The 22850-nt window shown below is 69.0% G+C and carries 17 protein-coding genes and 1 pseudogene; 11 read left to right on the top strand and 7 right to left on the bottom strand.

The window, feature by feature from the left end; all coding sequences use genetic code 11:
• Positions 1–185 precede the first annotated feature (185 nt).
• A complete protein-coding gene (locus AB0368_RS09060; protein WP_366153264.1) occupies positions 186–803 on the top strand; it encodes an NAD(P)H-binding protein in 618 nt (205 codons plus the stop codon).
• On the opposite strand, the gene AB0368_RS09055 is transcribed toward AB0368_RS09060, so the two are convergent.
• Complete coding sequence (locus AB0368_RS09055; protein WP_366153263.1) at positions 767–1288, bottom strand: hypothetical protein; 522 nt, start codon at positions 1286–1288, stop codon at positions 767–769. The two genes, AB0368_RS09060 and AB0368_RS09055, sit on opposite strands and share 37 nt — an antisense overlap.
• A 171-nt stretch (positions 1289–1459) precedes the next feature.
• Between AB0368_RS09055 and AB0368_RS09050 the strand changes: the two genes are divergently transcribed.
• On the top strand, positions 1460–2215 hold the full coding sequence (locus tag AB0368_RS09050; protein WP_366153262.1) for a hypothetical protein: 756 nt from the start codon (positions 1460–1462) through the stop codon (positions 2213–2215).
• Between the two features lie 454 nt (positions 2216–2669).
• Here the strand turns inward: AB0368_RS09050 and AB0368_RS09045 are convergent, their stop codons facing one another.
• The 3 genes from AB0368_RS09045 to AB0368_RS09035 all read right to left on the bottom strand — a co-directional run bounded on the left by AB0368_RS09045 (position 2670) and on the right by AB0368_RS09035 (position 5112).
• Positions 2670–3272 (bottom strand): SGNH/GDSL hydrolase family protein, encoded by a 603-nt coding sequence (locus AB0368_RS09045; protein ID WP_366153261.1) that lies wholly within the window; start codon positions 3270–3272, stop codon positions 2670–2672.
• A gap of 92 nt (positions 3273–3364) precedes the next feature.
• Positions 3365–4375, bottom strand: a complete 1011-nt coding sequence (locus AB0368_RS09040) for an alpha/beta hydrolase-fold protein (RefSeq protein WP_366153260.1) — start codon at positions 4373–4375, stop codon at positions 3365–3367.
• The gene (locus AB0368_RS09035; protein WP_366153259.1) at positions 4372–5112 is read right to left on the bottom strand and encodes a hypothetical protein; all 741 of its coding nucleotides are present in this window, start codon (positions 5110–5112) and stop codon (positions 4372–4374) included. Before AB0368_RS09035 ends, AB0368_RS09040 begins: the two co-directional genes overlap by 4 nt.
• A gap of 411 nt (positions 5113–5523) precedes the next feature.
• Here AB0368_RS09035 and lysX point away from each other — a divergent pair, with 411 nt between their 5' ends.
• Both lysX and AB0368_RS09025 read left to right on the top strand, forming a co-directional pair.
• Entirely contained in the window at positions 5524–8934 is a 3411-nt protein-coding gene (gene lysX, locus AB0368_RS09030; protein ID WP_366153258.1) for a bifunctional lysylphosphatidylglycerol synthetase/lysine--tRNA ligase LysX, read from the top strand.
• A gap of 132 nt (positions 8935–9066) precedes the next feature.
• Positions 9067–9471, top strand: a complete 405-nt coding sequence (locus tag AB0368_RS09025) for a hypothetical protein (RefSeq protein WP_366153257.1) — start codon at positions 9067–9069, stop codon at positions 9469–9471.
• Positions 9472–9650: 179 nt separating this feature from the next.
• On the opposite strand, the gene AB0368_RS09020 is transcribed toward AB0368_RS09025, so the two are convergent.
• Complete coding sequence (locus tag AB0368_RS09020; protein ID WP_366153256.1) at positions 9651–10538, bottom strand: aminoglycoside phosphotransferase family protein; 888 nt, start codon at positions 10536–10538, stop codon at positions 9651–9653.
• Between the two features lie 368 nt (positions 10539–10906).
• Between AB0368_RS09020 and AB0368_RS09015 the strand changes: the two are divergent.
• From AB0368_RS09015 to AB0368_RS08990, 6 genes and pseudogenes are all read left to right on the top strand, one after another.
• Positions 10907–11611 (top strand): annotated as a pseudogene (locus AB0368_RS09015) (AAA family ATPase); the annotation flags it as partial.
• A 538-nt stretch (positions 11612–12149) separates the two neighbouring features.
• Positions 12150–12653, top strand: a complete 504-nt coding sequence (locus AB0368_RS09010) for an ATP-binding protein (protein WP_366153255.1) — start codon at positions 12150–12152, stop codon at positions 12651–12653.
• Between the two features lie 322 nt (positions 12654–12975).
• The gene (locus AB0368_RS09005) at positions 12976–15069 is read left to right on the top strand and encodes a hypothetical protein (protein ID WP_366153254.1); all 2094 of its coding nucleotides are present in this window, start codon (positions 12976–12978) and stop codon (positions 15067–15069) included.
• Positions 14973–16223 (top strand): hypothetical protein, encoded by a 1251-nt coding sequence (locus AB0368_RS09000; RefSeq protein WP_366153253.1) that lies wholly within the window; start codon positions 14973–14975, stop codon positions 16221–16223. The genes AB0368_RS09005 and AB0368_RS09000 overlap by 97 nt, the downstream gene beginning before the upstream one ends.
• 10 nt (positions 16224–16233) lie before the next feature.
• Entirely contained in the window at positions 16234–17775 is a 1542-nt protein-coding gene (locus AB0368_RS08995) for a hypothetical protein (protein WP_366153252.1), read from the top strand.
• Complete coding sequence (locus AB0368_RS08990; protein WP_366153251.1) at positions 17772–19238, top strand: hypothetical protein; 1467 nt, start codon at positions 17772–17774, stop codon at positions 19236–19238. The genes AB0368_RS08995 and AB0368_RS08990 overlap by 4 nt, the downstream gene beginning before the upstream one ends.
• Before the next feature lie 85 nt (positions 19239–19323).
• Here the strand turns inward: AB0368_RS08990 and AB0368_RS08985 are convergent, their stop codons facing one another.
• A complete protein-coding gene (locus tag AB0368_RS08985) occupies positions 19324–20238 on the bottom strand; it encodes an alpha/beta hydrolase (protein ID WP_366153250.1) in 915 nt (304 codons plus the stop codon).
• 467 nt (positions 20239–20705) lie between these two features.
• Positions 20706–21164, bottom strand: a complete 459-nt coding sequence (locus tag AB0368_RS08980) for a MarR family transcriptional regulator (RefSeq protein ID WP_366153249.1) — start codon at positions 21162–21164, stop codon at positions 20706–20708.
• Between the two features lie 221 nt (positions 21165–21385).
• Here AB0368_RS08980 and AB0368_RS08975 point away from each other — a divergent pair, with 221 nt between their 5' ends.
• The gene (locus AB0368_RS08975) at positions 21386–22840 is read left to right on the top strand and encodes an MFS transporter (protein WP_366153248.1); all 1455 of its coding nucleotides are present in this window, start codon (positions 21386–21388) and stop codon (positions 22838–22840) included.
• Positions 22841–22850: the final 10 nt, after the last annotated feature.

Raw genomic sequence — 22850 nt, 5'->3', positions numbered from 1 at the left:
ACTGGCTGTACGAGTGCGACCTCGTCGGCGTGGCCGCGGGCGTCCTGCTCGTTCACCGATGCGGGCGGCGTGGTGCCCACCCTGCACGGGAGGTCCCGGCAGCCCGGACAAGACATCCTCGCCGCGGCTTCCGGCGTACACAAAGGAACTGCTGGCCTTGCTGCAAGAGAAGGACGTGCACTGACATGGAACTCGCCATCCTCGCGGCTTCCGGCGCGACCGGACTCGAACTGACCCGCCAGGCGCTGCAGCGTGGCCATACGGTCACGGCGATCGCGCGCACTCCCGACCGCATCACCGTCGCGGATTCGTCTCGGCTGATCCGGGTGGCCGCCGACGTACGCGACCAGCGATCCATCGCGGCGGCCCTGGCCGGGCAGAAGATCGTGCTCTCCGGCCTCGGCGTCGCGCGCGGCGACCAGCCCGGCGCGCTCACCGCCGGAGCCCGAGCCGTCGTCGCAGCCCAACCGCAACGCGCCATCTGGCTGGGCGCGTTCGGCACCGGCCCGTCCGCCCGTGCGGCCGGCAGTTTCACCCGCACGCTGGTGAAACTGCTGGGCGACGAACTGTTGGACAAAGTCGCCGCCGACGCGGCCATTCTGGATGCCGGCGGGACTGTGTTCCACGCGGGGCCGTTGTCGAACGGGCCGCTCAGCTCGACCCGGCGCACGGTCAGCCTCGGCGAGGCGCCGAAGCGTCTCCTCCCCGCACGCGTGAGCCGGGCAACCGTGGCCGCCGCCATGCTCGACGAAGCCGAGAACCCGGCCTACCCGGGCGCGGTCGCGATCCCGCTGGAGCGGTAGAGCCTGGTCAATAGCCGGTTCACGGCGCGCGGGTGGGTTGTGGAGTGCCTGGTGTGGCGGTTGCTGCGGGCCAGGCGGCGTCCCATGACGATGATCATGGACCGTAGACGGTCGCGGCGTGATGCTCGGGCAGCCGTTCGTAGTCTCGGACGTGCGGCGGCACCGGTTGATCCAGGAGAAGGTGCGTTCCACGCACCACCTGCGGGGCAGCACCACAAACCGGTCTGCCCGGCCAGCTCGGACACGATCTGCACGCTCAGGCCGAGCACGGTGGCCGCGTAGTCGACCAGTTTGCCGGCGTAACCGAGATGATCCAGGCCAGCAGGTACCCGGCGCATGTCCACGTGCACGTCAGCGAACGCGGCAGAGCAGACCAGCAGCACGCTGAAAGAGGTAACCGAGATCATCTCGGCGGCGGTCTCGTTCCTCGGCCCTCGCGACCACCGGTTCAACAAGACGGTTTCGGATGGGGTCGTCGACCGCATCTGGGAACAACACGCTTTCGGCGAGGGCTTGTATTGCGAAGGCGGAAATTCTAGAAATGTATTCTCTGAAGAAGTAACCAGGCCGGACCATTCGCCAACCTTGATCAAGCATGCATGAGGGAGCGAGGCCAGCCGCTGCTCAACATCACCGTGCGTGCAGGGAGGTGCTTGGTGAACGACGCGTACTACTTCGCTACAAGCAAAGAGCGGCCCGACTTCTTCGGTGCCTCCCTCCCGACGGCAGGAGCGCATGTAACGTTCGACGAGGCGAAGCTGTACGAATACGGTCCGCGGAGTATCTGGCCGATCCCGTATCGCAGGGATGGGGCTCTAGGTCTGGTCGTGTTCTTCGATCCCCTGGATGTCATGACCTGGCCCTGCCGGCTCTGGAAGGTGCACGATCTGGTGCAGCCGACTACGTCCATGAAAAAGCCCTTCTATCTGCATTGCCAATCCTTCGAGGTCCTCGAGGAAATCCCAAGCTGGCAGGTCCTCGGCGCACACGGCGCCGCGGTGGCTCGTCTGATCGATGAAGCGAGTGATCTTACCCAGGCTCAGGTAGACGTAATCGGGACCCTTGATAGCTTGGGGGAGACCCGAACCGAACAGGCGGTGCTACAGGCTTGGCGGGCTCGGCTTCCCTCCCCGGCGAATCACCGACCGCCGCTCGCGCCGTACGGGACGGCCTGGGACTTCCTTTCGACCGCGGTCGAATCCGCCGCTGCGCGCACCGATTCCCACCTATTTGGATGGGTGGAGGGCGCTGATCGTTGGCCTTTGCTCGCCGACCCGGCTTGGGAGCAGGCGCGGCGGGCTGCGTTGGCGGCCGCGCTTGCCATCAGCGTTCCGGACCTCCTGACAGACGACGAGACGAATCGGCTCACTCGGCGCTGGCGCATGGCGATCCCTGAGCCCGGCGTTACGTAACGCTGAGCTGGTCGGTGCCGACGAGTTGTTGCGGGTTGCCCCCGTTGCCGCGGGTCGCGGTGCTATCGCCGGCGTTCGGCGTCGAGCAGTGCGAGAGCGGGTACCTGCCAGGCGTCGTCGCCGGTCGGTGCGGGAATGCGTCCGCTGGCTCGTGCATCGAGAGTGGGATCTGCTCGGCGCAGACGCCGCCGATCGCTGCAAGGTCGGCGCAGGCGCGCCGCGTGGTCTCGCGCATCGTCTTGGCCCAGCGGCCTGGTCGTCCCCAGCGCGCTACGGATGTTCAATGTGATCCCGATCGTGCGCAGCCTGCGCCGAGGCCAGCCCCGCTCTGCGGGGCTGGCCTCGGCGTTCACCAAACTCGGCGGAACAGTCTGACCACCAGGTTCAGTCGGCCACGCCTGTCCAGAGAGCGCGCAAAGCAACGTAGCCCCGCCGTGATGACTTTCTGTGCGGTTCACCCGAGCTGCGGCAGCAGCTGTTCGATAGCGATATGTCCGGCGGAGTCGGGGTGGTCGCCGTCGGTGAGCAGGAGGGGGGTCGGATCCTGGCTGCCGTCCGGCCCGTGAAATGCCGGCTCGGTCGAGAGGTAGATGGTGCCGTCGGCGTCCGCCGCGGCTGCCAGCGCGTCGTTGATCGCACGGGTCGCCTCGGTGGACGCCTCCACCCCGTCCGTACCGTAGGAGGAGTTCGCCACTTTGCCGTCACGGACGACGTTCCAGTAACCGAGCACGACGACATTGGTCGGGTGAATGCGCTGGATGCCCTCGATGATCGCCCGTACGTTCGTCCGTACCTCGGCCGCCCCTGCGGCGACGGAATCCGGGTCGGTGAACGCATCCGCCACATCGTTGGCGCCGATCATGAGGAGCACTTCGTCGGCGTGCCGTAGAGATTCGCGTACGGCCGGCTCGTCGAGCTCGGCATAGACGTCGGCCGAAGTGAGCCCGGTCGCTGCCAGGTTGACCGACACGGCTCCCTGGTGCTGGGCATACAGCTCCGGAAACGCGGTGCAGCCACATCCGGTGCCCGCCGGTACCGAATCGCCGAGCGTGACCACTGTGCGCTGCTGTCGCTCCGCACTGATCGGCTGCTGCGTACTGCCCGGTGCGCATCCGCTCGTGAATGTCAGCAGCAGGGCGACGGCCGTGGTCAGGGCAGCGGCCGGGCCAGGCGGGCGGAGAGCCAGTCGAATGCCGGACCTTCCATCTGACGCCAGACCGCGTGGCTGTGACCACCGCGTTCCACGGCGGCCGTGGTGACCGAGACCGGCGGTCGGGCGACGCGGGCGATCAGCATGGAGTCGCGGCGGGTTCGCTGCTCGTCGTTCGCCCACCCGACCCAGAGTGCCATAGCCGGCCGCGGTAGGTGCTGTAGTCGCCAGGCCACGTTGTGCATGGTGTCTTCCGTGCCATCGCCGACGATGATGCCTGGTCCGGCCAGTCCGGACATGCTGGCGGCGGCCGAATATTCGGTGGGGTGCCGTAGTGCCAGGCTGCTGGCGCAGTAGCCGCCGGCCGAGTAGCCGATCAGGCCCCAGCCCCTGCGGTCGGTGCGGATGCGCAGGTGCGTCTTGGCGTAAGCCGGCACGTCCACCGTCAGAAATGTTTCCGTCTGCGGTCCCTGTCGCAGGTTCGTGCACTCGGTGTCGAGAAGTCGCCGCGGTGTCTGCGAGGGGAACAGCACTACGGTCGGCGCCATCCTGCCGGCGGCTATCTCGGTGTCCAGACGTGATTGAACCTTCAGCTTCTTGAGCCATGTACGCGGAGATCCGGGGTAGCCGTGCAACGCTTCCATGACCGGGAAGCGTTGCTTGCCGGTGCGGTACGCGGCAGGCAGGTACGCGTACATGGTCATGGTCAGTCCGCTGGCGGGCCCGGCGACGGTGAACGTGAGCAGCTGGCTGCCTGCCGGGGTGTTCACCTCCACGGGACCCGGCTCCTGCTCGGACTCCGCCTCGACGTCTGCGGGATACGCCTCAGTCATCCTGTTGAGTTGCACCAGCACTGTCACGGTGACGCTGAGGACTGCGGTGAGCACGCCGACCACGCGCAGGGCCCAGCGCAGCCGGCCGCCTCGATCCCAGCCGACCGCTGTCAGCACGGCCGTCAGTGCCACCGCCGTCAGCGCGATGATCAGCAGCGGTGTTCCGTCGAGGCTCATTGGGCGCTCCCTGTGGGCAGCAGAAGAGGCGCGGTCAGGGGCGGGCTGAGCTGTCTGGCCGTCCAGGTGGTCGCCATCTGCCACGCCTTCGGCGCGGCAGCGATCAAAGAGGTCACGCCGGTCGGCACCTTGTCGGATCGGGTACGCGCAGAAGCAGGCCGCACCACTGCCAGCGCAGTCCCGGGCGGTGTGCGGCCCAGTGACGCCAGCCCGGCCGTGGGGGAGCGCTGCACCACGGCCAGCGCCTCGAACTGCGCTGGTAGGGCACGAGCGAGTTGTCCGGCGAGCGCGGTCTCACCCGCGCCGGCCACCACGGCCCATCCCTGCGCCGTGACGCGGAGGTCCTTGCGCAGCTCGAGGACGAGGGTGCTCAGGGCCCGGGCAGTGGTAGCCCGGGTGGGTGCCAGTGCGACCGTCACCACGCCGGCGACCGGGGCTGCCGCGCTCTTGGCGTCGCCCAGTGTGACGACTACGGGATATTGGGCCGAGCCGGGGCCGAGATAGTCGGGCGGTACCGTCACCGTCGGTGCCGCCGCCAGGTGCCAGCGGTGCAGGTCCCGGGGATGCCACGGCAACTGTGACCGCCCGGCCAGAGCGGCGTCGAGGTCGCCGGCCCGGACCGGCGCGGCTGCTGACTCGGTGCCGGTGTCACCGGCAAGCGCCGCCCATGAGGGGTAGAACTGCTCCGACCGATTCGCCGCCAATCCCACGGTGAGCACCACCGTGAGCTCGGTCATCAGGATGCCCACAGTACGGACGACCACGCGCCAGCGCCAAGAACGGGACCACAGCGTGACAGTTGCCGCGGCGCACGCCACCGCCGACAAGCCGGCCACAATCAGGAGAGGGATTCCAGTCAGGCTCATGAACCTGCTTGCTGCCGCGTCATGGAGGCCATGATGGCCACCGTCTGCAACCACCAGACGGTACGAAGCCACCACGCTCGGGCATCAGGCCGGGTGGTACTTCCACTGTGGCGCAGACCAGTCCGATCGCTGTGCCATTGTCCCCGTCGCCTGGGTCCCCTCGTCGTCGGATCCGTCAATTGCCGCTGTGGCCTGTCGGCAACTGTCCGAGACGCGGGACCCGCCAAGTGGCGGTGATCACGTACCGTCGCGTCTCGTCGGACGACATGGGTGGAGATACTGGTGCATGCCACAGCGGAAAAGGTGACCGAGCAGGGTGAACAAAAGCCCGAGGCGCCGGCCGCCCCGCGCCGGGATTGGCGTACGGCTGTACCGGCGGCGTTCGCCCGGGTGCTCTTCGCCGTAGCAGTGGTATGCGCGCTGGCCGCGATCAGCGCCGCGTTCGGGGCCCGTCTGCTCCCTGTGCGCCGGCTGGTTGACGACCTGTTGATGCCCGCACCGGCGAACCTCGCCTACGCGGTCTTCCTGGTCATGCTCGCTGTGGGTGTCAACAACCGCAAACGGGTGGCTTACTGGTTGCTGACCGGATACTTCGGATTGCAGCTCGTCACTGATGCGTTGGTGACGTTCCTTCTGGTCCGGCGGCCGGTGCCCGGATCGGCTCACGTACCCACCCCGCACCTGTGGCTCCTCGCCGGCAATCTGCTGATCACCGTGGTCGTGCTCGCCGTGTTGTCGCGTACGCACCGGCAGTTCTATGCCCGGGTTCAGCGGGCCAGCCTGCCGAAGGCACTCGCCACGGTGGCAGGCCTCATCACCGTATTCTCGGTGATCGGATGGGGCCTGGTGGCGGCCTTCCCCGGTTCGCTGCGCCGTGAGGGCGGTCATCGGCTTGCGTACGCGGTCCGGGAGGTCACCGGCGGGGCGCTGGAGCTCAACGTGCACCGGTCCGGCATGGCACCGGGCTGGATCAACCTCGTACTCGGCTTCTTCGGGGCGCTGACCCTGCTCACGGCGTTTGCCGTGCTGTTGCGCTCCCAGCGCGCCGCCGCGTCGCTGGACGTCGACGAGGAGCGCCAGGTCCGCGAACTCATCCATGCCTACGGCGGCGACGACTCGCTCGGCTACTTCGCCACCCGCCGCGACAAGGAGGTCATCTTCGCCCCGTCCGGTCGCGCTGCTGTGACGTACCGGGTGGTGGGCGGGGTCAGCTTGGCCAGCGGGGATCCGATCGGTGAGCGGCAGGCGTGGGGGTCCGCCATCAGCGCCTGGCTGCAAGAGGCCCGGGAATACGCCTGGACGCCCGCCGTCATGGGCGCTGGGGAGGTCGGTGCGACCGCGTACGCCCGGGCCGGGATGCGGGTCCTGGAGCTCGGCGACGAGGCCATCCTGCGGGCGGCGGAATTCAGCCTCGAGGGCCGGGAGATGCGCCACGTACGCCAGGCTGTGGCCAGGGTCGAGCGGGCCGGCTACACCGTGCGCATCCGCCGTCACGGCGACATCCCCGCCGCCGAGATGGATCGCATCGTGTCATTGGCGGCGCAGTGGCGCGACACCGAGACCGAGCGGGGATTCTCGATGGCCCTGGGCCGGCTCGGCGATCCCGCCGACGGAGCCTGTGTGCTGGTGGAGGCGCTCGCCCGGGACGGCACCGAGGCGGCACTGCTGTCCTTCGTTCCCTGGGGTACCGACGGCTTGTCGCTCGATCTCATGCGCCGCGACCGGACGCTCGACAACGGCCTCGTGGAATTCATGGTGGCCACCTTGATGGCGCAGGCACCGCGGCTCGGCGTCAGCCGCGTGTCGCTGAACTTCGCGGTGTTCCGGGCCGTCTTCGAGGAAGGCGCGCGCATCGGTGCCGGACCGGTGCTGCTGGCGTGGCGGCGATTACTGCTGTTTCTGTCCCGCTGGTTTCAGCTGGAGTCCCTGTACCGGTCCAACATCAAATACCGGCCGACGTGGAATCCGCGTTTCCTCTGCTTCGAGGACGTACGCGATTTGGCGAAGGTGGGACTCGCCTCTGCCGTGGCGGAGGGCTTCGTGGAGGTGCCCAGCCTGCTGACGCTGCTACGGCGCGGAAAGGCCACCCCAGCGGCGCCCCCGGGATGGGAACATCGAATTCCGTTGCCCCGGGTTCCCGCGGACACCCTGATGGAACCGGTGCCGGCAGCCGCACCGGTCGCCGCCCCCGCGGCGCCCAGCGAACAGACCCGGACCCGGCTGGCAAAGGTCTCGGCGCTCCGTGCCGAAGGCGTCGATCCGTACCCGCCCGGCTTCGAGCGCACCCATGCCTGCGGCGCTGTGCGGGCCGCACACGCCGGCCTGGCGCCTGACACCGCCACGGGCGAAAAGGTGTCCGTCGCCGGACGCCTCGTGCTGAAGCGAGACCACGGCGGCGTATGTTTCGCGACGCTGCGCGACACCAGCGGTGACCTGCAGATCATGCTCACCCTCGACCGGCTGGGACGGCAACCGCTGCAGAGCTGGCGGAGCAGCGTCGACCTGGGAGATCACATCGGCGTCGTCGGCGAGGTGAGTACTTCCCGCCGCGGCGAGATCTCCGTGCTGGCGGACTCCTGGACCATTACGGCGAAATGTCTGCACCCGCTGCCCGACAAACGCCGCGGACTCGCGGACCCCGAGGCATTGAGCCGACGGCGCCACCTCGACCTCATCGTTCGCCCCGCCGCCCGCGACATGCTGCGGATCCGGTCGGCCGCCGTGCACGCGCTGCGGACAACCCTCATCGGGCGCGACTTCCTGGAGGTGGAGACACCGATCCTGCAGCCCATCCATGGCGGCGCCAACGCGCGCCCGTTCGTCACCCATAGCAACGCGTACGCCATCCCCCTGTACCTGCGCATCGCACCGGAGTTGTACCTCAAGAGGCTGGCCGTGGGCGGGGTGGAGAAGGTCTTCGAACTCGGCCGGGACTTTCGCAACGAGGGCGTGGACGCCACGCACAATCCCGAGTTCACTATGCTGGAGGCCTACGAGGCGTACGGCGACTACGCGTCCATGCGAACGCTGGCGCGTACCCTCATCCTCGCCGCGGCGACGGCCGCGCACGGCGCGCAGATAGCCCGCCGCGGCGGCGTGGAAGTCGAGTTGGACACGCCGTGGCCGGTCGTGACCGTCCACGACGCGGTGTCGGCCGTCGTCGGTGCGCAGGTCGACCTGGACACCGGCATCGACGACCTGCGCCGCCTCGCCACGGCGGCGAACGTGGCGCTGCAACGCGATTGGACCGCCGGGCAGATCGTCCTGGAAATGTACGAGAAGCTGGTGGAGAAGCAGACGCAGGCGCCGACCTTCTACACCGACTTCCCGACCGAAGTCTCGCCGCTCACCCGCCAGCACCGCCAAGAGCCGCGCCTCGCCGAACGGTGGGACCTCGTCGCGTTCGGCATGGAGATCGCGACGGCCTACACCGAACTGGTCGACCCGATCGAGCAGCGCCGCCGGCTCACCGCCCAGTCGCTGCGTGCCGGCGGCGGGGATCCGGAGGCCATGCAACTCGACGAAGACTTCCTGCAGGCACTGGAGTACGCCATGCCACCCACCGGCGGCCTCGGGCTCGGCGTGGACCGGCTCATCATGATGCTGACCGGGCACAGCATCCGGGACACGCTGCCGTTCCCGCTCAACCGTCAAACAGCGCACCAACGGCAGCGCCGACACCCGAGCCGCTGAGCGGACATCCCCTGATTCCTGCTGCGCGCCTCGTGGTCTATTACGATGTCAGCCATCGATGAACGAAGTGTCTGAGCAAGGGCGCACCTGTCGATGAGTAGCTCACAGATCTGTCAATCACGCGGGGGAAACATGAGAGTCTCCAAGACCATGCTTGCTGCGGCGCTGGCGTGCACCACGATCGGCGCCATCGCCGGCACGGCCATGACCGCATCAGCGGACACCGTGGCGTCGCCGGTGGGAACGGTGACCGCCGAGCAATACCAGGGCACCTACTGTGACGACCTCGGCGCCCACGTCCGTGTCACCGTCACCGCCGGCACTCCGAGCGCTTCGTACGCGGCCACCGGTAGCGGCTTCTGGCAGCCGACGGCCTCCTTCATCACCGACGCATCCGGTGCAGGCCTCGTCGATCTGCACAACGTGCGTACACCGTCCGGCTCCGGGGTCGGCACCGCCGCCATCACCGTTACCACCGCCGGTACGACGGTGTCGGTGGCGGCCACCATCAACTGCCCCGGCCAGAAGGGCGACTAAACCGCAGGCCGTGGCGGACTGCGGGCCCAATCCGGGCCAAGGGTCTCCATGACCCGCCGCACCGCGGCGGCAGGGGTGCACGATGACCAGTTCGTGCGGTTACGGCGGCGGCGTCGACCGCCTTCATTTCGGCCCGCCCCTCACCGAGGTCACGGCCGTCACCGGACCGCCGGGCACGCCTACGCCGGGAACAGCCATTCCATCGCATCGAGGCTTTTGTCGAGGTAGTGGCCGCGCTCGGTCGCGATACCGTAAGCCATGTCTTCCAAGACACCGCACCTGGCATAGAAGACGGCACGCTCGCTGAGCGCTGCGAGGTCATGAGTGTCGGTTCTGTAGCTGCTGACGGCGGCACGGAGGGCCGTGGGTCCGAGGTCGCGGTAGAGCATTCCGAAGTCATGGGCCGGGTCGACGAGGCCAGCGTCGCTCCAGTCGATGATGCCGGTCACCGTCCATGTGCCTGGGTCGATCAGAATGTGCTCGATGCCCAGGTCGTTGTGGGAGAACACGAGGGCGTGTCCGTCGTCCGGTGGTGGGGCGTCCAGGAACGCCTCGACCGCTCGGCGGTGCGCTGCAGGGATGTGCCTTGCGACGGTCGGATAGGTCGCTGCGGCCTCCCGTCGCCACTCGGCCAGGGCCTGGTCGTCGATGTCGACCAGGTCGGTCATCCGACCGGCCGGGACGGCGTGCAAGGCAGTGAGGAAGTCGCCGAGTGTGGCGGCGATCGACGTGGCGTGCTCGGATCGGCCCAGCCGGGGTAGGTCCAGCAATGGTGTGCCGGGGAGTTTGAGGTATGCCAGGCAGCCCTGCTCGGCGACTGTGAACGTTGGCGCGGGGACGGGCAGCGGTGCAACGGCGGCTATGGCGGCGAGCAGGCCCGCTTCCCGGTCGAGCTGCTTCGGGTCGGGTTCCTTGCGGAACCGCACTATGAGCTTGCCGTTGACCTCGTACGCCAGGTTGTCGAGACCGTCGCCGACCGGCACCACGGTGTCGATCCGGTAGCCGGGCATGCACGCAGCCACGACACCGCGGACTTCTGCGACGCCGCCGTGGCGGTGAACGGCCATGGCACGAGCCTACCGACCGCCGATCGAATGCGGTTGGCGCCATGGTTTCGGATGCACGCCGAGTGACTGCAGGTCCGAGACGCGGCGCGCGGCGTGCGCCCGGTACGCGCCTGCGGCAGCGCCCTCCCAGTCGGCTGTGTCCCAGCGGGCCGACTGCGCCAGCGTGTCGGCCTCGCCGGCCAGCCGGCCCGCGATGTTCGTCCAGGTCTGCGCCTGCGCCGTGACCTCGTTCGGGTTACCGGCCAGCCAGTCCAGCGCTTCGCAGAGCGGCTTGACGTGCTCGATGATCCACGCGACGCCGTACTGCAGCAGCGAGCCGAAGCGGATCGAGGCCTACCGGCTGATGGCTCACCCGTTATCGTGAGGCGATGACTCGACCCAGGACCGTGGTCCTCAACGGAGATCTCGGCAGCGGCAAGACGACCGTGTCGGTGATGCTGGCGAAGCGGCTGGGTGTGCGCAGGGTTAGCGTCGGTGATCTCTACCGCCGGATGGCCGCGGAGCACGGCATGACTGCACTGCAGTTCAACCTGCATGCGGAGCTGGACGACAAGATCGACCACTACATCGACCAGTTGCAACACGACATCGCAGCCTCCGGCGAACGCCTGGTGGTCGACAGCCGGCTGGCCTGGCATTTCTTCACCGGTGCGCTGAAGGTGCATCTCATCACCGACCCGATCGTGGCGGCCGGGCGGGTGCTCGGCCGTACCGGCGACCCGGTCGAGAACTACCACAGCGTCGAGGAGGCGCATTGTCAGCTGGCCGGCCGTAGCGCCAGCGAACGCCAGCGGTTCCTCTCCCGGTACGGCGTCGATAAGTCCCGACTTCGCAACTACGACGTCGTCTGTGACACCACGAGGGCAGCACCGGAGCAGATCGTCTCGCGGATCGTCGAGGTGCTCGAGACGCCCACCTTCACCGCGTCCGCGCCGGTGTGCCACCTGGATCCCGGCCGCGTGCAGCAGACGGCGGCGACGGACGAGGACGGCGAGATCGTGGTCCGGTACCAAGCGTCGACCTTCGTCGCCGTACGCGGAAGCCGACGGTTGAACGCCGCGATTCGCTCGGGCGAAACCCTGACCCCGATGACCCTCGCCGACGAGAAGGTCTGCTGACAGCGGCCAATACAGTCGGACAGCAGGGTCTCAAGAACTGGCCACTACTCGTCACATTTCTCCTACACTCTCATGGCCGCGGACCGCGCGTAGGCCTTTAGGTCGGCGGTCCTGCCCCGTCACGCGGGTCGTACGTCCCGTTCGCCCGCCAACTGCACCACGTAGCGGGCGAACTCAAGGTCGCCGCGGTCGGGAGTCCATCCGTCCGCGGATCCGACCGCGTAGATGACACCGGATCCGGCCACCGGAGAGAGGTGAGTCTCCGCTTCGCCGGGCAGCGAGGCTTGATCTCCACGATGCCATTGTCGTACTCGACGCAATGCCCCTCCCTCTCTGTCGCGGAGAAGGCGCGGAGAAGGCGCGGCGGACCCGGTCGCCGTCAGGTTCCGTACGGGGGCGAGCGTCGGGCTGCTGGCCCCGACGTCGGACGTTGCCGAGTCGAGGACGTTCGGTCGGCCAGCCGCGTACTGACCTAACGGCGATCATGGTTCGTATGACAACGAACGGTGATCGACGCCCGCCCGCTTCACCATCGGGTGGCCTGCTCGTCGTCATCTGCGGGCTGCCGGGAAGCGGGAAGACCACCAAGGCCAAGGAAGTGGCCGCTCAACGGCGCGGCGTGCGGCTAGGACCCGATGAGTGGATGACAGCACTCGGTGTCAGCCTGTGGGACGCCGCCATGCGAGAGCGAGTGGAGGCACTCCAATGGGTGGTAGCCGAGGAGCTCCTGCTCATCGGCAACACCGTGATAGTCGAGTGGGGAACATGGGCCCGTTGTGAGCGCGACGCCCTCAGGCGCCAGGCTCGCGAGCTCGGGGCTGCGGTGCACCTGATCTACCTGGACGCCCCGGATGAAGAACTTTGGCGCCGAATCCACGAGCGCGCCATGGAGGATCCTCCCATCCAGCGCTTGGACATCGACGGATGGCGGCGTCGCTTCGAAGCGCCCGACGAGCAGGAAATCGGCCTGTACGACGCCTTGCCGCCAAGCCCGTAACGCTTGCTCATGCCGCGGACAATCGCGCTCGGCTCTGAACGGCTTGTCACCAATGCGTGATGGGTTCACCCGAAAGTGGAGCCAGAGCCGATAAATTTCCGGCCACGGCGACGTTTGAGGTAGGCACAGGATCCCTTCAGCCACGTACGGCCGCACCGGGCCGGCGGCGGTCGAGGAGCTGTTGGCCCATCTGAGCGAGGTGGGCTTTGCACGGCTCCCAGCCCGCTGGCGCTCGAACAGCAGAAAGTAGACAGTCGGCGACACCGTGTGGGCGGTGAAGCCCTGAATACACTGACGCCCTCGTACCCACGGAGGGGGCGCCATGACGGAGCCAGCGGCGAACAACGAGCCAGTCGCCCCCGAGGAATGGACACCGGTCGTCAAGCAGCCCGATCCGATTCTCGGCGACGACTGCGAGCAGCCGCTCAAGTCGTGGGGCGTGACGCGGCGCTTCGACTTCGGCCAGTTCGTGCTGTTGCAGAAGGAAGGCAAGCTCGCCGGCAAGACCACGTCGATGCCGCTCGTCGTCTCCGAGAGCGGCGCCGTCTACGGCCAGGGCGAGGACCCGGCCGACCAGCCGCAGCACGTGCAGGTGCGGGCCGCGGTGGCCAGGGCCGTCGGCGCGACGTCCGCCCCGTTGTACGGCGAACAGGTCCCGCGCGGATCGTTGGCGGCCGAGTTCGGTGGGGTGCCACTCGATCTCGCGTACGCGGTGGGAGATCAAGCGCTCGATGTCGTCACCGCCCGGCCCGAATCGGTGGCGGCCGACGACGTGGCCCGGATTGTGGCGGGTGCCCCGGTCTTCGCGGGCGGGCGTGACGTGCGGCCCCGGCTCGGTGCTGAGCAGGCGGTGGCGCTCTGGGCGGGCCGGTCTGTCACCGTCGTGGCGACCGACGCCGACGGCGGCGCGCCGATGGTGGTCCGCCTGGTGCCCGGGGTTACCACGGTGCAGCTGGCGCCCGAGGCGGTCGACACCGTGCTCGCCGGCGCGGCGTTGCAGGTGGACGGTGTCGGCAGCGTGACTGTTCCGCGTGGTTCCGACGTCGCCCAGGCGCTGCTGAGCGGTCGGGCCGTCGTCACCCCGGGGTTGGTCGACGAGGCCGTCCGGCCGGTTCGGCTCACCCTCGCCGGCGGTCTGCGCAACGCCGGCGACGAGCCGGCCGCCCGTACCTTCGTCATCGGCGACGCACCCGGCTTCTTCGCCAACCCGGTGGTGCCGGGTCTTGACGGTCGCCCGATCGCCGTGCCGGTGACAGCCGGGCTGGCGGGGTCGCTGCGCAGCGAGGGCAGCACGATGCTGGAGCTCAACGGCGCCGAGATCCGGCTGAAGCTCGGTCCCGAGGCAATCACCAATCCCGGCAAGGGCAAGTCGGTTCCGCTCGTGCTGCCCGGCATCGGGGGCCGGCCGATCGAGGAGCTGGAGCTCACCTACGACTGGTTCACGCTGCGCCAGGGCATCATCGGCAAGCTCGTCGAGACCCACGGCACCGGCGCCGTGCTCACCTCGCCGACGGCGACCACCTCGGCCATTCCCCGGCCGAAGGGCCTACAGGTCGCGGTGTTCCTGCCCTGGCGTCAGGAGTGGACGCTCGTCGGCTTCTCCCGGGGCAACCTGATCTCGAGTATCGCGCTCGCGCCCGGCGAGGAGGTGACCATCGCGATCTCGCAGTGGGAGCGGCGTTCGAAGGCGCTGGAACAGACCGCCGAGACCGAGACCGAGATCACCGCCGACTTCACCTCGACCACCCGCGACACCGAGGACGTGTTCCGCGAGATGACGTCGTCGCAGGAGTTCCAGGCGCAGGCGTCCGCCTCGCTCGACGCCAGCTACAGCCCCGGAGTGGCCTCGATTCAAGTAGCGGTCGACGGCAGCGTCACGTCCGGCAACAATGTCGGCTCGATCGCGCGGTCGACACAGCAGCACGTGCAGGAGACTGTCCGGCGGGCGACAACGAAGGTGCGTTCCCGCCGGGTCACGAAGATCACCGAACAGGTGGAAGCCGGGCGCACCGAGGATGTCGTACGGCACATCCGCAACCGCAACGTCTGCCGTTCGCTGATGCTCGACTACCACGAGCGGCTCGCGCACTACACCGTCGCGACCAAGTTCGTGCCCGACCGGGTGCGCGTCGTGGTCATGATCAACAATCCGCTCGGTGCGACGACGTTCACCAACCTGCTCGTCGCACCAACGAGACCGCACTGCGCAACTCGCTGCTCAACCCGGAACTGTCCGACGCGTTCGCGGCGTGCCGCCTGCTTTCGTCGTACGGGTTCGCCTGGACCGAGGCCGAGGAGATCGCGGCCAAGTCCAAGGCGGTGGCCGAGCTGGACCGCGAGCGCGCCAAGCCGGCCGTGCCGGCGGGTGGCGGCACCACACCGCAGAAGCCGGATCCGCCGCAGCTTCAGGCGGTGATGGCGGCGCTGGCGGAGTTGAAGAAGGCCGCCGCGCTCATCGTTGCGGGCGACTACAACCCTGCCTTCAAGGAGATCGCCGAGAACAGCAACCACCGTGCCTCGCCCGACAACAAGCAGTCCGCACAGCGGTGGCTGTTCCGGACGCTGGCGGAGGGCAAGGTCAGCGCCTCCGTGGTCGGCAAGATGCGCGAGCTGGCGACCGCCACGTTGAACGTCGACTACGCGCGGACGTTGGCAGACGCGGTGCCCGCCAGCGCCTTCCCAGGTCTGGCCGACCTGTCCGGCCTGAAGGACACCGAGAAGGAGGACGCCGGCCTGGCCGCCGCCATCAAGGAGTACTACGGCTGGTTCGGCAACTGGGGCTGGTTCACCGGGCAGGTCCGCGACCAGGGCATGTACGCCCCCGACGACTGCGGCTTCGTCGGCGCGCACAAGCGGCTGGTCGGCGCGTTGCGCGACTATGAGGCCAAGGCGTCCGAGGGCGACGCGCTGCTCACCCAGCAGCAGTTGGTGAACAACGCCAACCAGGAGCAGGCCGCCGCCACCTGGGTCGACAAGCTGGAGATGAAGTACGGCCTGGAGGTCGTGGCCGACGCGCGCGAGCGGGAACAGGCCCTGCTGACGCACCTCGGCGAGCACGCGGACTACTACCGGTTCGTACTGTTCCAGGCACTTCCGCCCGGCGAGCAGCTCAAGCTGCTCACCGACCTGGCGCCTCAGCTCAAGGTCGGGTACTTCGAACCACGCGTGGTCGCCAACAACGGCCCGCTGCTCGCCCTGCCGCTCACCCCGGTCGGCCAGAGCCAACTGGCCAAGACGGTCGACGACCTGCGGACGATCCTCGCCAAGGCCTCGGCGGAGGCGACGCAGGCGGAGGAGGCCATCCGGCCCGACGACTACATCCTGCCGACGCCCGGCATGACGGTCACGACGACGCTCGGCACGTGTGACAGCTGCGGGCCGCACGAGCGGCGCATGCTCAACATCGAGGCTCGCAAGGCAGCGGCGGAGGCCGACGTCGTGGGCGAGGAGGTACGCCGCCGGCGGCTGCGGTTGGACAACGAGCTGTACGACGACCCGGCCTCGGCCGGCCAACCGCTGCGCATCGACCTCGTGACCAGCGAGCGGCCGGCGCCCGAACCGCAGGACTAGGCGGCGTCGGGTGGCCGATACGACCAAGAAGGCGGCCGCTGCCAGCCGGCAGCGGCAGGCGGCGCGCCAGCGGAGGTCGCCGACCGCCCGGCGCGCCGCCGGCCCGCCGGGGTCGGCCGCCGGGAAGACCACCACCGCACCGTCCACTACGGACGGAACGGCGATGCTGCCGCTGATGATCAGCACCGTACTGCCCGATGAGGCGGCGCAGGAACGTCGCGAGCAGGACCTGCGTTCCGGCCTGCTGCGGCGCGCCCAGGCCGACGGGGACCGCGGCGCCAAATGGACCGTCACGTTGAACGTCGCGTTGGCGGACCTGCCAGCCGGCGAGCGTACCGTCGAGGTGCGGGCGGATCCGGTCGGCATGTCCGACACCGCCCTCGACTGCCTGTCCCGGGGCGGCTGGCCGGCGTTGCAGGACCTGATCCGCAGCGTGCAGGCGTTGCGGGTGGGCGAGCTGACCACGATCGTCTACGCGAGCGCCAACGAGGTGGTCGCGGAGATCGTCCCACAGCTCGCGGAGGTCGAGGAGCTGGCTCGGGAGATCGTCCTGGACCGGCTGGCGGTGAGCGAGGAGCAAGTCGCGGCCGCCTGTGCGATGTTCCTGCTGGGCCCGGGCGTCGGCTCGCTGCCGGTGTCGTATCTGAGCTCAACCCGCCGGCGGCTCACGCTCAAGCCTGGAGCGGCGTCGGAGGCGCTGCGTTCGATGTTGGACGACTTGGGACCGACCAACCGGATGGCCGAGCGCTTCCGCCAGGAGGTGCGCTCCAACCGGGCGATGGCCGCACGGGCGCCACACCTCGAAGCCATCCTCGACAGGTCCCTGCTCAAGTTGCGGGCGTTCCAGCAGGCCCGGGCGGAGCGGGTGGCGCTGGCGGCGCGCCACTCGCCACTCGTGTCGTGGCTCGTCGGTACCGACCCGGCGGTCACCGACCAGGCCGTGGTCGGTTTGATCCTCGACGAGCTGAAGACGGTCACCGACGCGGTCGCGGAGGTCCGCGGGGAGGTGGCTGAGGGAGGGGCCTGGCCGACGGACACCTTGTCGGCCGAGCAGGCAAACGCCGGGTTGCAATCGGTACGGCTCTTCCTCGGCGCCGGCCTGACGAATCCGTTCACCCGCAACATGCTCGAGCCGCGCGGACCGTGGCGCTACCCGATGATGATCGACGCCGCACTGGAGGAACTCGGCCACCGTACGCCGTCGGCGGTGGCCGCGGCCGCGCACTCGGTTACCGGCGGGTCGACGGAGTACCAGGGGCTGAACCACCTGATGACCGGCACGGTGCTGGCGGTCAGTCTCGCCGCGCCACCGGTCGGCGTGGCGCTCGGGGTGGCCACGGCGCTGTGGAACCTCTACTCCGACGCCACCGAGTACGGCGCCACGAATGCGGCGCATCGCGCCTGCCTGGACCCGGCCCGGTCGCTGGCCGTACCGCCGAGCTTCCGCGACGTCGAGGCGTCGATCATCGGCCTCCTCGGCTCAGCCGTGCCCGGACTGGTGCCGGCCATCGCCTTCGGCGCCGCCGAAGTGATCATGCGGATCAAGCCATGAGCGTAGAGTCCGAGGCGGAGCAGCTGCTCGAGGCCGCGCTGCAGACCGAGAAGGGCACCGCGGTCACCATCGCGCGGGCCGCCCGTGAGCTGGTGCAGCATACGCCGCCCAAGTTTTTGGTCGGCGTGTCGACCGTCCTGGCGCAGGCGGCACACTTCGTGCCGGCTGTGGAACAGGCCGCCCACGACTTCCGTTTCGCCTACTGGCGAAAGACCCTGCACCCCGACTCGTGGATTTCGGATCTGCTCCTGCTGAAGAAGGCCAAGGCGCTCAAGGAGGCGCTCGCGCAGGCGGCCGACAAGGCCGACACGGCGGTGCGGGCCCAGATCAAGGCGGAGATGTCCAACGTGGATACCGCCATCGCCTGGCTTCCGTTACGGGGTGCGCCGCGGTACAGCCCGAAGGTGGTCACCAAACTCGGCAAGTTGGAAACCGGCCTCTACTCCGACCTTCTTCGCGCCGATCCCGCCTACGACGCGTTGCGTAAGGCACTGGCCCGGTGGCACGAGGCGACCAGCGGCTTCGACGAGGCCGAACTAGCGGCGGCCGGTGACGACCTGTGCTCCAAAATGGGCGTGCTGGGCACGAAGAAGTCGTCGACGGCCGGCCTCGGCCCGTCGGCGCAGTACGTGCGGGTGGTTCAGCGCGCGACTAGGGCGCTGGCCGCGCAGATCCCGTCCCAGGACGCGCTCGCGATGTTGGCCCGGCTCGGCGACGCGGTGGCCGAACTGCTCCGCGAGCAGCGTGCCGCCGGGATCGGGCGGCGAACCCTCTTCTGGCGGCACCTCATGCCGGCGATCGAGTCGTCGCCGAACGCCTGGGGCCGGGTGGGCCGCAAGCTCGCGAGCCTGAAGCCGGTCAAGGCGTCCGACGCCGAAGCGGTCACCGGCATGGTGATGCGCCTGCGGGCGGCCCTCGCCGAGGCCGTCGGCACCGCGAGCCCCCGGTACCGTTCGGCGCTGGCCCGCAGCCTGCGGCGCGGCGAGACGCTCGCCGCCACGTTGAACACGGCCGCCGCTCGTGAGGGCGCCGAGCCGGCGTGGAAGGTGGTCAAGCCGTTGGCCGCCCTGTTCGCGCCGGGAACCAGCAAGAAGGTGGGAAAGCTGTTCGTCGACGACGCGATCCTGGTCGTCAACGAGTCGTTCACGCCGCCGCGGGCGTACCTGCTGTTCGCGGGCCAGGTGAAGGCAGGCGATGCGTCGTCGCGCAACGCGGTGGGTCAGCTCATCGAGGATCAGGTCCGGCTCTTCCAGGGCAGTCTGACGATCGCCGGCCGCGAGTACGCCATGGTGCCGCCGACCGATCTGGCGTGGGTCCAACGCGCGTTCGTCGGCACGACCCGTCCGAGCGGCGCCGGCCAACTCGCCGGCCTGGTGGAGCACATCGACGCCCCGCTGGACGCGGCGGAGCTCGACAGGCTGGCGCTCTCGTGGCTGCGCAAGGCCGGCAAGGTGACCGACTGAGCCCGCCCGTGGCGGAAAGCCCACGATGCGCGCCGACCGCGGCGCATTCCGGTGATCGCGGATGTCGGACACGCCCTGATCCGGGTCAGGAGTGGGGGCAGGTGTCGCGGTATTCCTCGATGGTGGTCCCGCTCGGCGCGGGGCAGAGGAACTGTTCGTAGCGGGTGTCGTTGTCGATGAAGCGCTTGAGCCACGAGATGCTGTACTTCGCGATCGTGACGTTGGACGAGGTGGGCGCCGAGTGGCCGGCGTTGTTGAGCTCCAGGTAGGCCTTGTCGAGCGTGGAGGGCAGGCTGGTGTAGAAGGGCTCGGCGTACGAGGTGACCGGAGCTGTGGTGTCGTTCTCCGCGCCGATCACCAGGGTGGGCACGCGAACCGCGGACCAGTCCGACTTGTCGTGGTACGGGGTCAACGGGATCGCCGCTTGCAGTTGGGGGCGGGTCGCCGCCGCGGCGAGGCTACCGCCGCCCATGGAGTGGCCCATCACGGCGAGCCGGGTGGCGTCGATGCGGTTGCGTGCCGTGCTGCGTTGGGTCAGGTAGTCCAGCGCGGCCAGCAGCTGTGTTCCACGGCTGTCGGGCTCGTCGAAAATGCTGAAGGTATCGATGGTGATGATCACGAAGCCTTGGGAGGCCAGCCGGCTGCCGTACCAGGAGATGCTGGATTGCGTACCGAAGTAGCCGGGCGAGATGGCGACGGCGCCGAAGGTGCCGGCGGACGTGGTGGTCGGGTAGTAGATGGTTCCGCCGCCGAAGCCGGTGGCGGTCGAGCGCGACACGGTGCTCGTGGCGATGGCGAACGGGCCGCGGGTGGCTTCGATGCTGGCCACGGTCGGCGCCGGCCCGCGCTCGTACGGGTTGGCGGCGACCTGGGTCGGAACCTGCGCCGCACGCGCGGGTGTGGTGCCAGCAGGCGCCGCGCCGAGCATTGCCGCCGCGATCGCCAGCGCGGTCAGCAGGTGGGCGCGGCGGCGACGGGTGGGGGTGGCATGTCTGGGCATGGTCCGGACTCCCAGTTATAGATCGGCATCTATCTAAGCAACTGATGTTACCGGTGGGTTACATGCGTGACAATCTCGTCCGGTACCCGTGCCGTGCCGTGGAAATCTGACGTTTCAGACGCATACCGCGAACAGGGAACAATCCCGCCCTGCATGGGAGGGCGGCGACCAGCGTCGCGCTGCACGCCTGGATCTGAGACCTGTCCCGCGCGGGGCGCGGACCGCTATTCGGCAGGCAGGCACCCATCAACCGCCTGACCAACCTGACTGGACAGCACACCTCGAGGAGGCGCGGGCGGCCGCGCTGACATCGTCGGGCAGCGCCTTGAGCTCTGTGCCGAGCAGGAGCCTTCGCAGACCTCGACCGTCCGAGAGTGGTAGGTCCCAACGCCGCGACATGCAAAACGTTGACCGGCTGGGCCGCCGGCCGAAGCGTCCGCTGTCGGATATGCCGCTGGGCCGGGTCGTCAGGCGCGCTGGTCCAGGGAGGCCCGTAGGCGCTGCAGAAGGTCGGCCAGGGCGATGCGGTCGGCGTCGCCGAGGCCGGCGAGGGCCTGGTGGGTGGCCTGCATCTCGTCGCGTACGCGCATGATTGCGTCGGTGCCGGCGTCGGTGCGCACGACGTTCTTGACCCGTCGATCGTCGGGCCTCATCTCCCGGCGGACCAGTCCGCGGGCCTCCAGGCGGTCGACGATGCCGGTGATGTTCGAGGCGTCGCAGACCAGCCGCTCTGCGAGCTCCCGCATGGACAGGGGCAGGCGCAGCTGGCTGAGCAGCTTCGCCTGCACTGAGGTGAGGCCCTGGTTGGCTGCGACCGCGGTGAAGTCCTGGAAGTAGGCCGTACTCGCCAGCGCGAACAGCTCCATGAGCTGAACGGTGGTGGGTGGGGCAGGAGTGGCGGGCGCCGCGGCGGGGGAGTGGCTCACGTCGCAAGGGTAGCGGGAAAGCTTGACCACCTCAACCATCGAGGTTACGGTTCATTTCCTTGAGGCCATCAAGCTTCAACCTCATCAAGTATTCGTCGGCCGGCTATTCAGCCTGGCCAGACGCGGCATGTGAAAGGAACGGTGTAGTGGGACTGCACTCCGAAGTCCGGCCGCGACGCGGCGGTGACACCGTGTTGATCCTGGCGCTGGGTCTCGCGACCATGATCGTTTCTGTGATGCAGACCCTCGTGGTGCCGATCCTCGGCCTGATCCAGCAGCGGCTGCACACCAGCGTCGGTAGCGTCAGCTGGGTGACCACGGCCACGCTGCTGTCCGCGGCCGTCTTCACACCGCTGCTCGGCCGCCTCGGCGACCAGCACGGCAAGAAGCCGACCCTGGTCGCCGTCATGGTCGTCATGGTGGCCGGAAGTGTCCTGGCCGCCACGACCGACTCGCTGGGCTGGTTGATCGTCGCCCGGACGCTGCAGGGCGCGGCCACGGCGATCTTCCCGCTCGCCCTGTCGGTGCTGCGCGAGGAGGTGCGTCACGACCGGCTGCACGCGGCGATGGGTCTGGTCAGCGGCACCTTGGCCTTCGGTAGCGGCCTGGCCCTGGTCCTGACCGGCCTGCTGACCCGCGGCGCGGATGCGGATTACCATCGGGTGTTCTGGCTCGCCACGGCGCTGGCGCTGGTCGCTCTCGCCGCGGTGGTCTTCCTGGTGCCGGCCACGGGCTCCCGTACCGGCGGCCGCGTGGACGTGCTGGGAACGGTGACCCTCGCCGCGGTCCTCGTCCTGCTCCTGCTGCCGATCTCCCAGGGGCAGTCCTGGGGCTGGACGAGCGCGCGGACGCTCGGCAGCTTCGCCGGCTCGGCGTTGATGGCCGCCGTGTGGGTCCTGGTCGAGCGCCGCGTGCGCGAGCCCCTCGTCGACCTGCGGATGTTCGTCCACCGTCCGGTGCTGTTCACCAACCTGGCCGGCCTGTTCGTGGGCTTCGGCATGTTTGCACAGTTCATCGGCGTGTCCTACCTGGTACAGATGCCGCCCGCGCTCACCGGCTACGGCTTCGGCGCCTCGGTGTTGCGCGCCTCGGTGGAGTACCTCCTGCCGGCAACGATCGTGTCGCTGTTCGCCGCGCAGTTCGCCGGCGCGCTCGTGCGCCGCATCGGCGCCCGGTCCACCCTGACCCTCGGCGCGGTGGTCGGCGCGGGCGGCTTCGCCGTCCTGACGATCGCGCACGACACCCCGGCCGCGGTCATCGGCACAGGCATGGCGATCGGCGCCGGCATCAGCCTCGGGTACGCCGCGATGCCGGCGCTCATCATGGCGAGCGTGCCGCTGCATCAGAGCGGCATCGCCAACGGGATCAACTCCATCTCCCGTTCGGCGGGCAGCTCGATCGGCAGCGCCGTCGTCACCTCGCTGCTCGCCGCGAACACCATCGCGAATCTGCCGGCCGGCGTGCCCGCCATGCCCGCCGAGCGGCAGTTCACGATCAGCTTCGCTGTCGCCGGCGTCGCGTTCGGCCTGGTCGGGCTGGTCAGCCTGTTCGGTCTGCGTACCAAGCCGGCCACGCCGGCGAGCCAGATCACGGCCGACCGCGCAGCTGCCGACCTCCAGCCGGCCGAATCGGGCGCCGGGATCGAGCTGGAATCGCCGGTCGCGGCCCGCGCCTGACATGCGGGCC

The organism is Actinoplanes sp. NPDC051475 (genome assembly GCF_040689425.1).
Classification (GTDB): domain Bacteria; phylum Actinomycetota; class Actinomycetes; order Mycobacteriales; family Micromonosporaceae; genus Actinoplanes.
The sequence above is the reverse complement of the archived record's forward strand: the minus strand, read 5'-3'. Positions and strand labels throughout refer to the sequence as shown.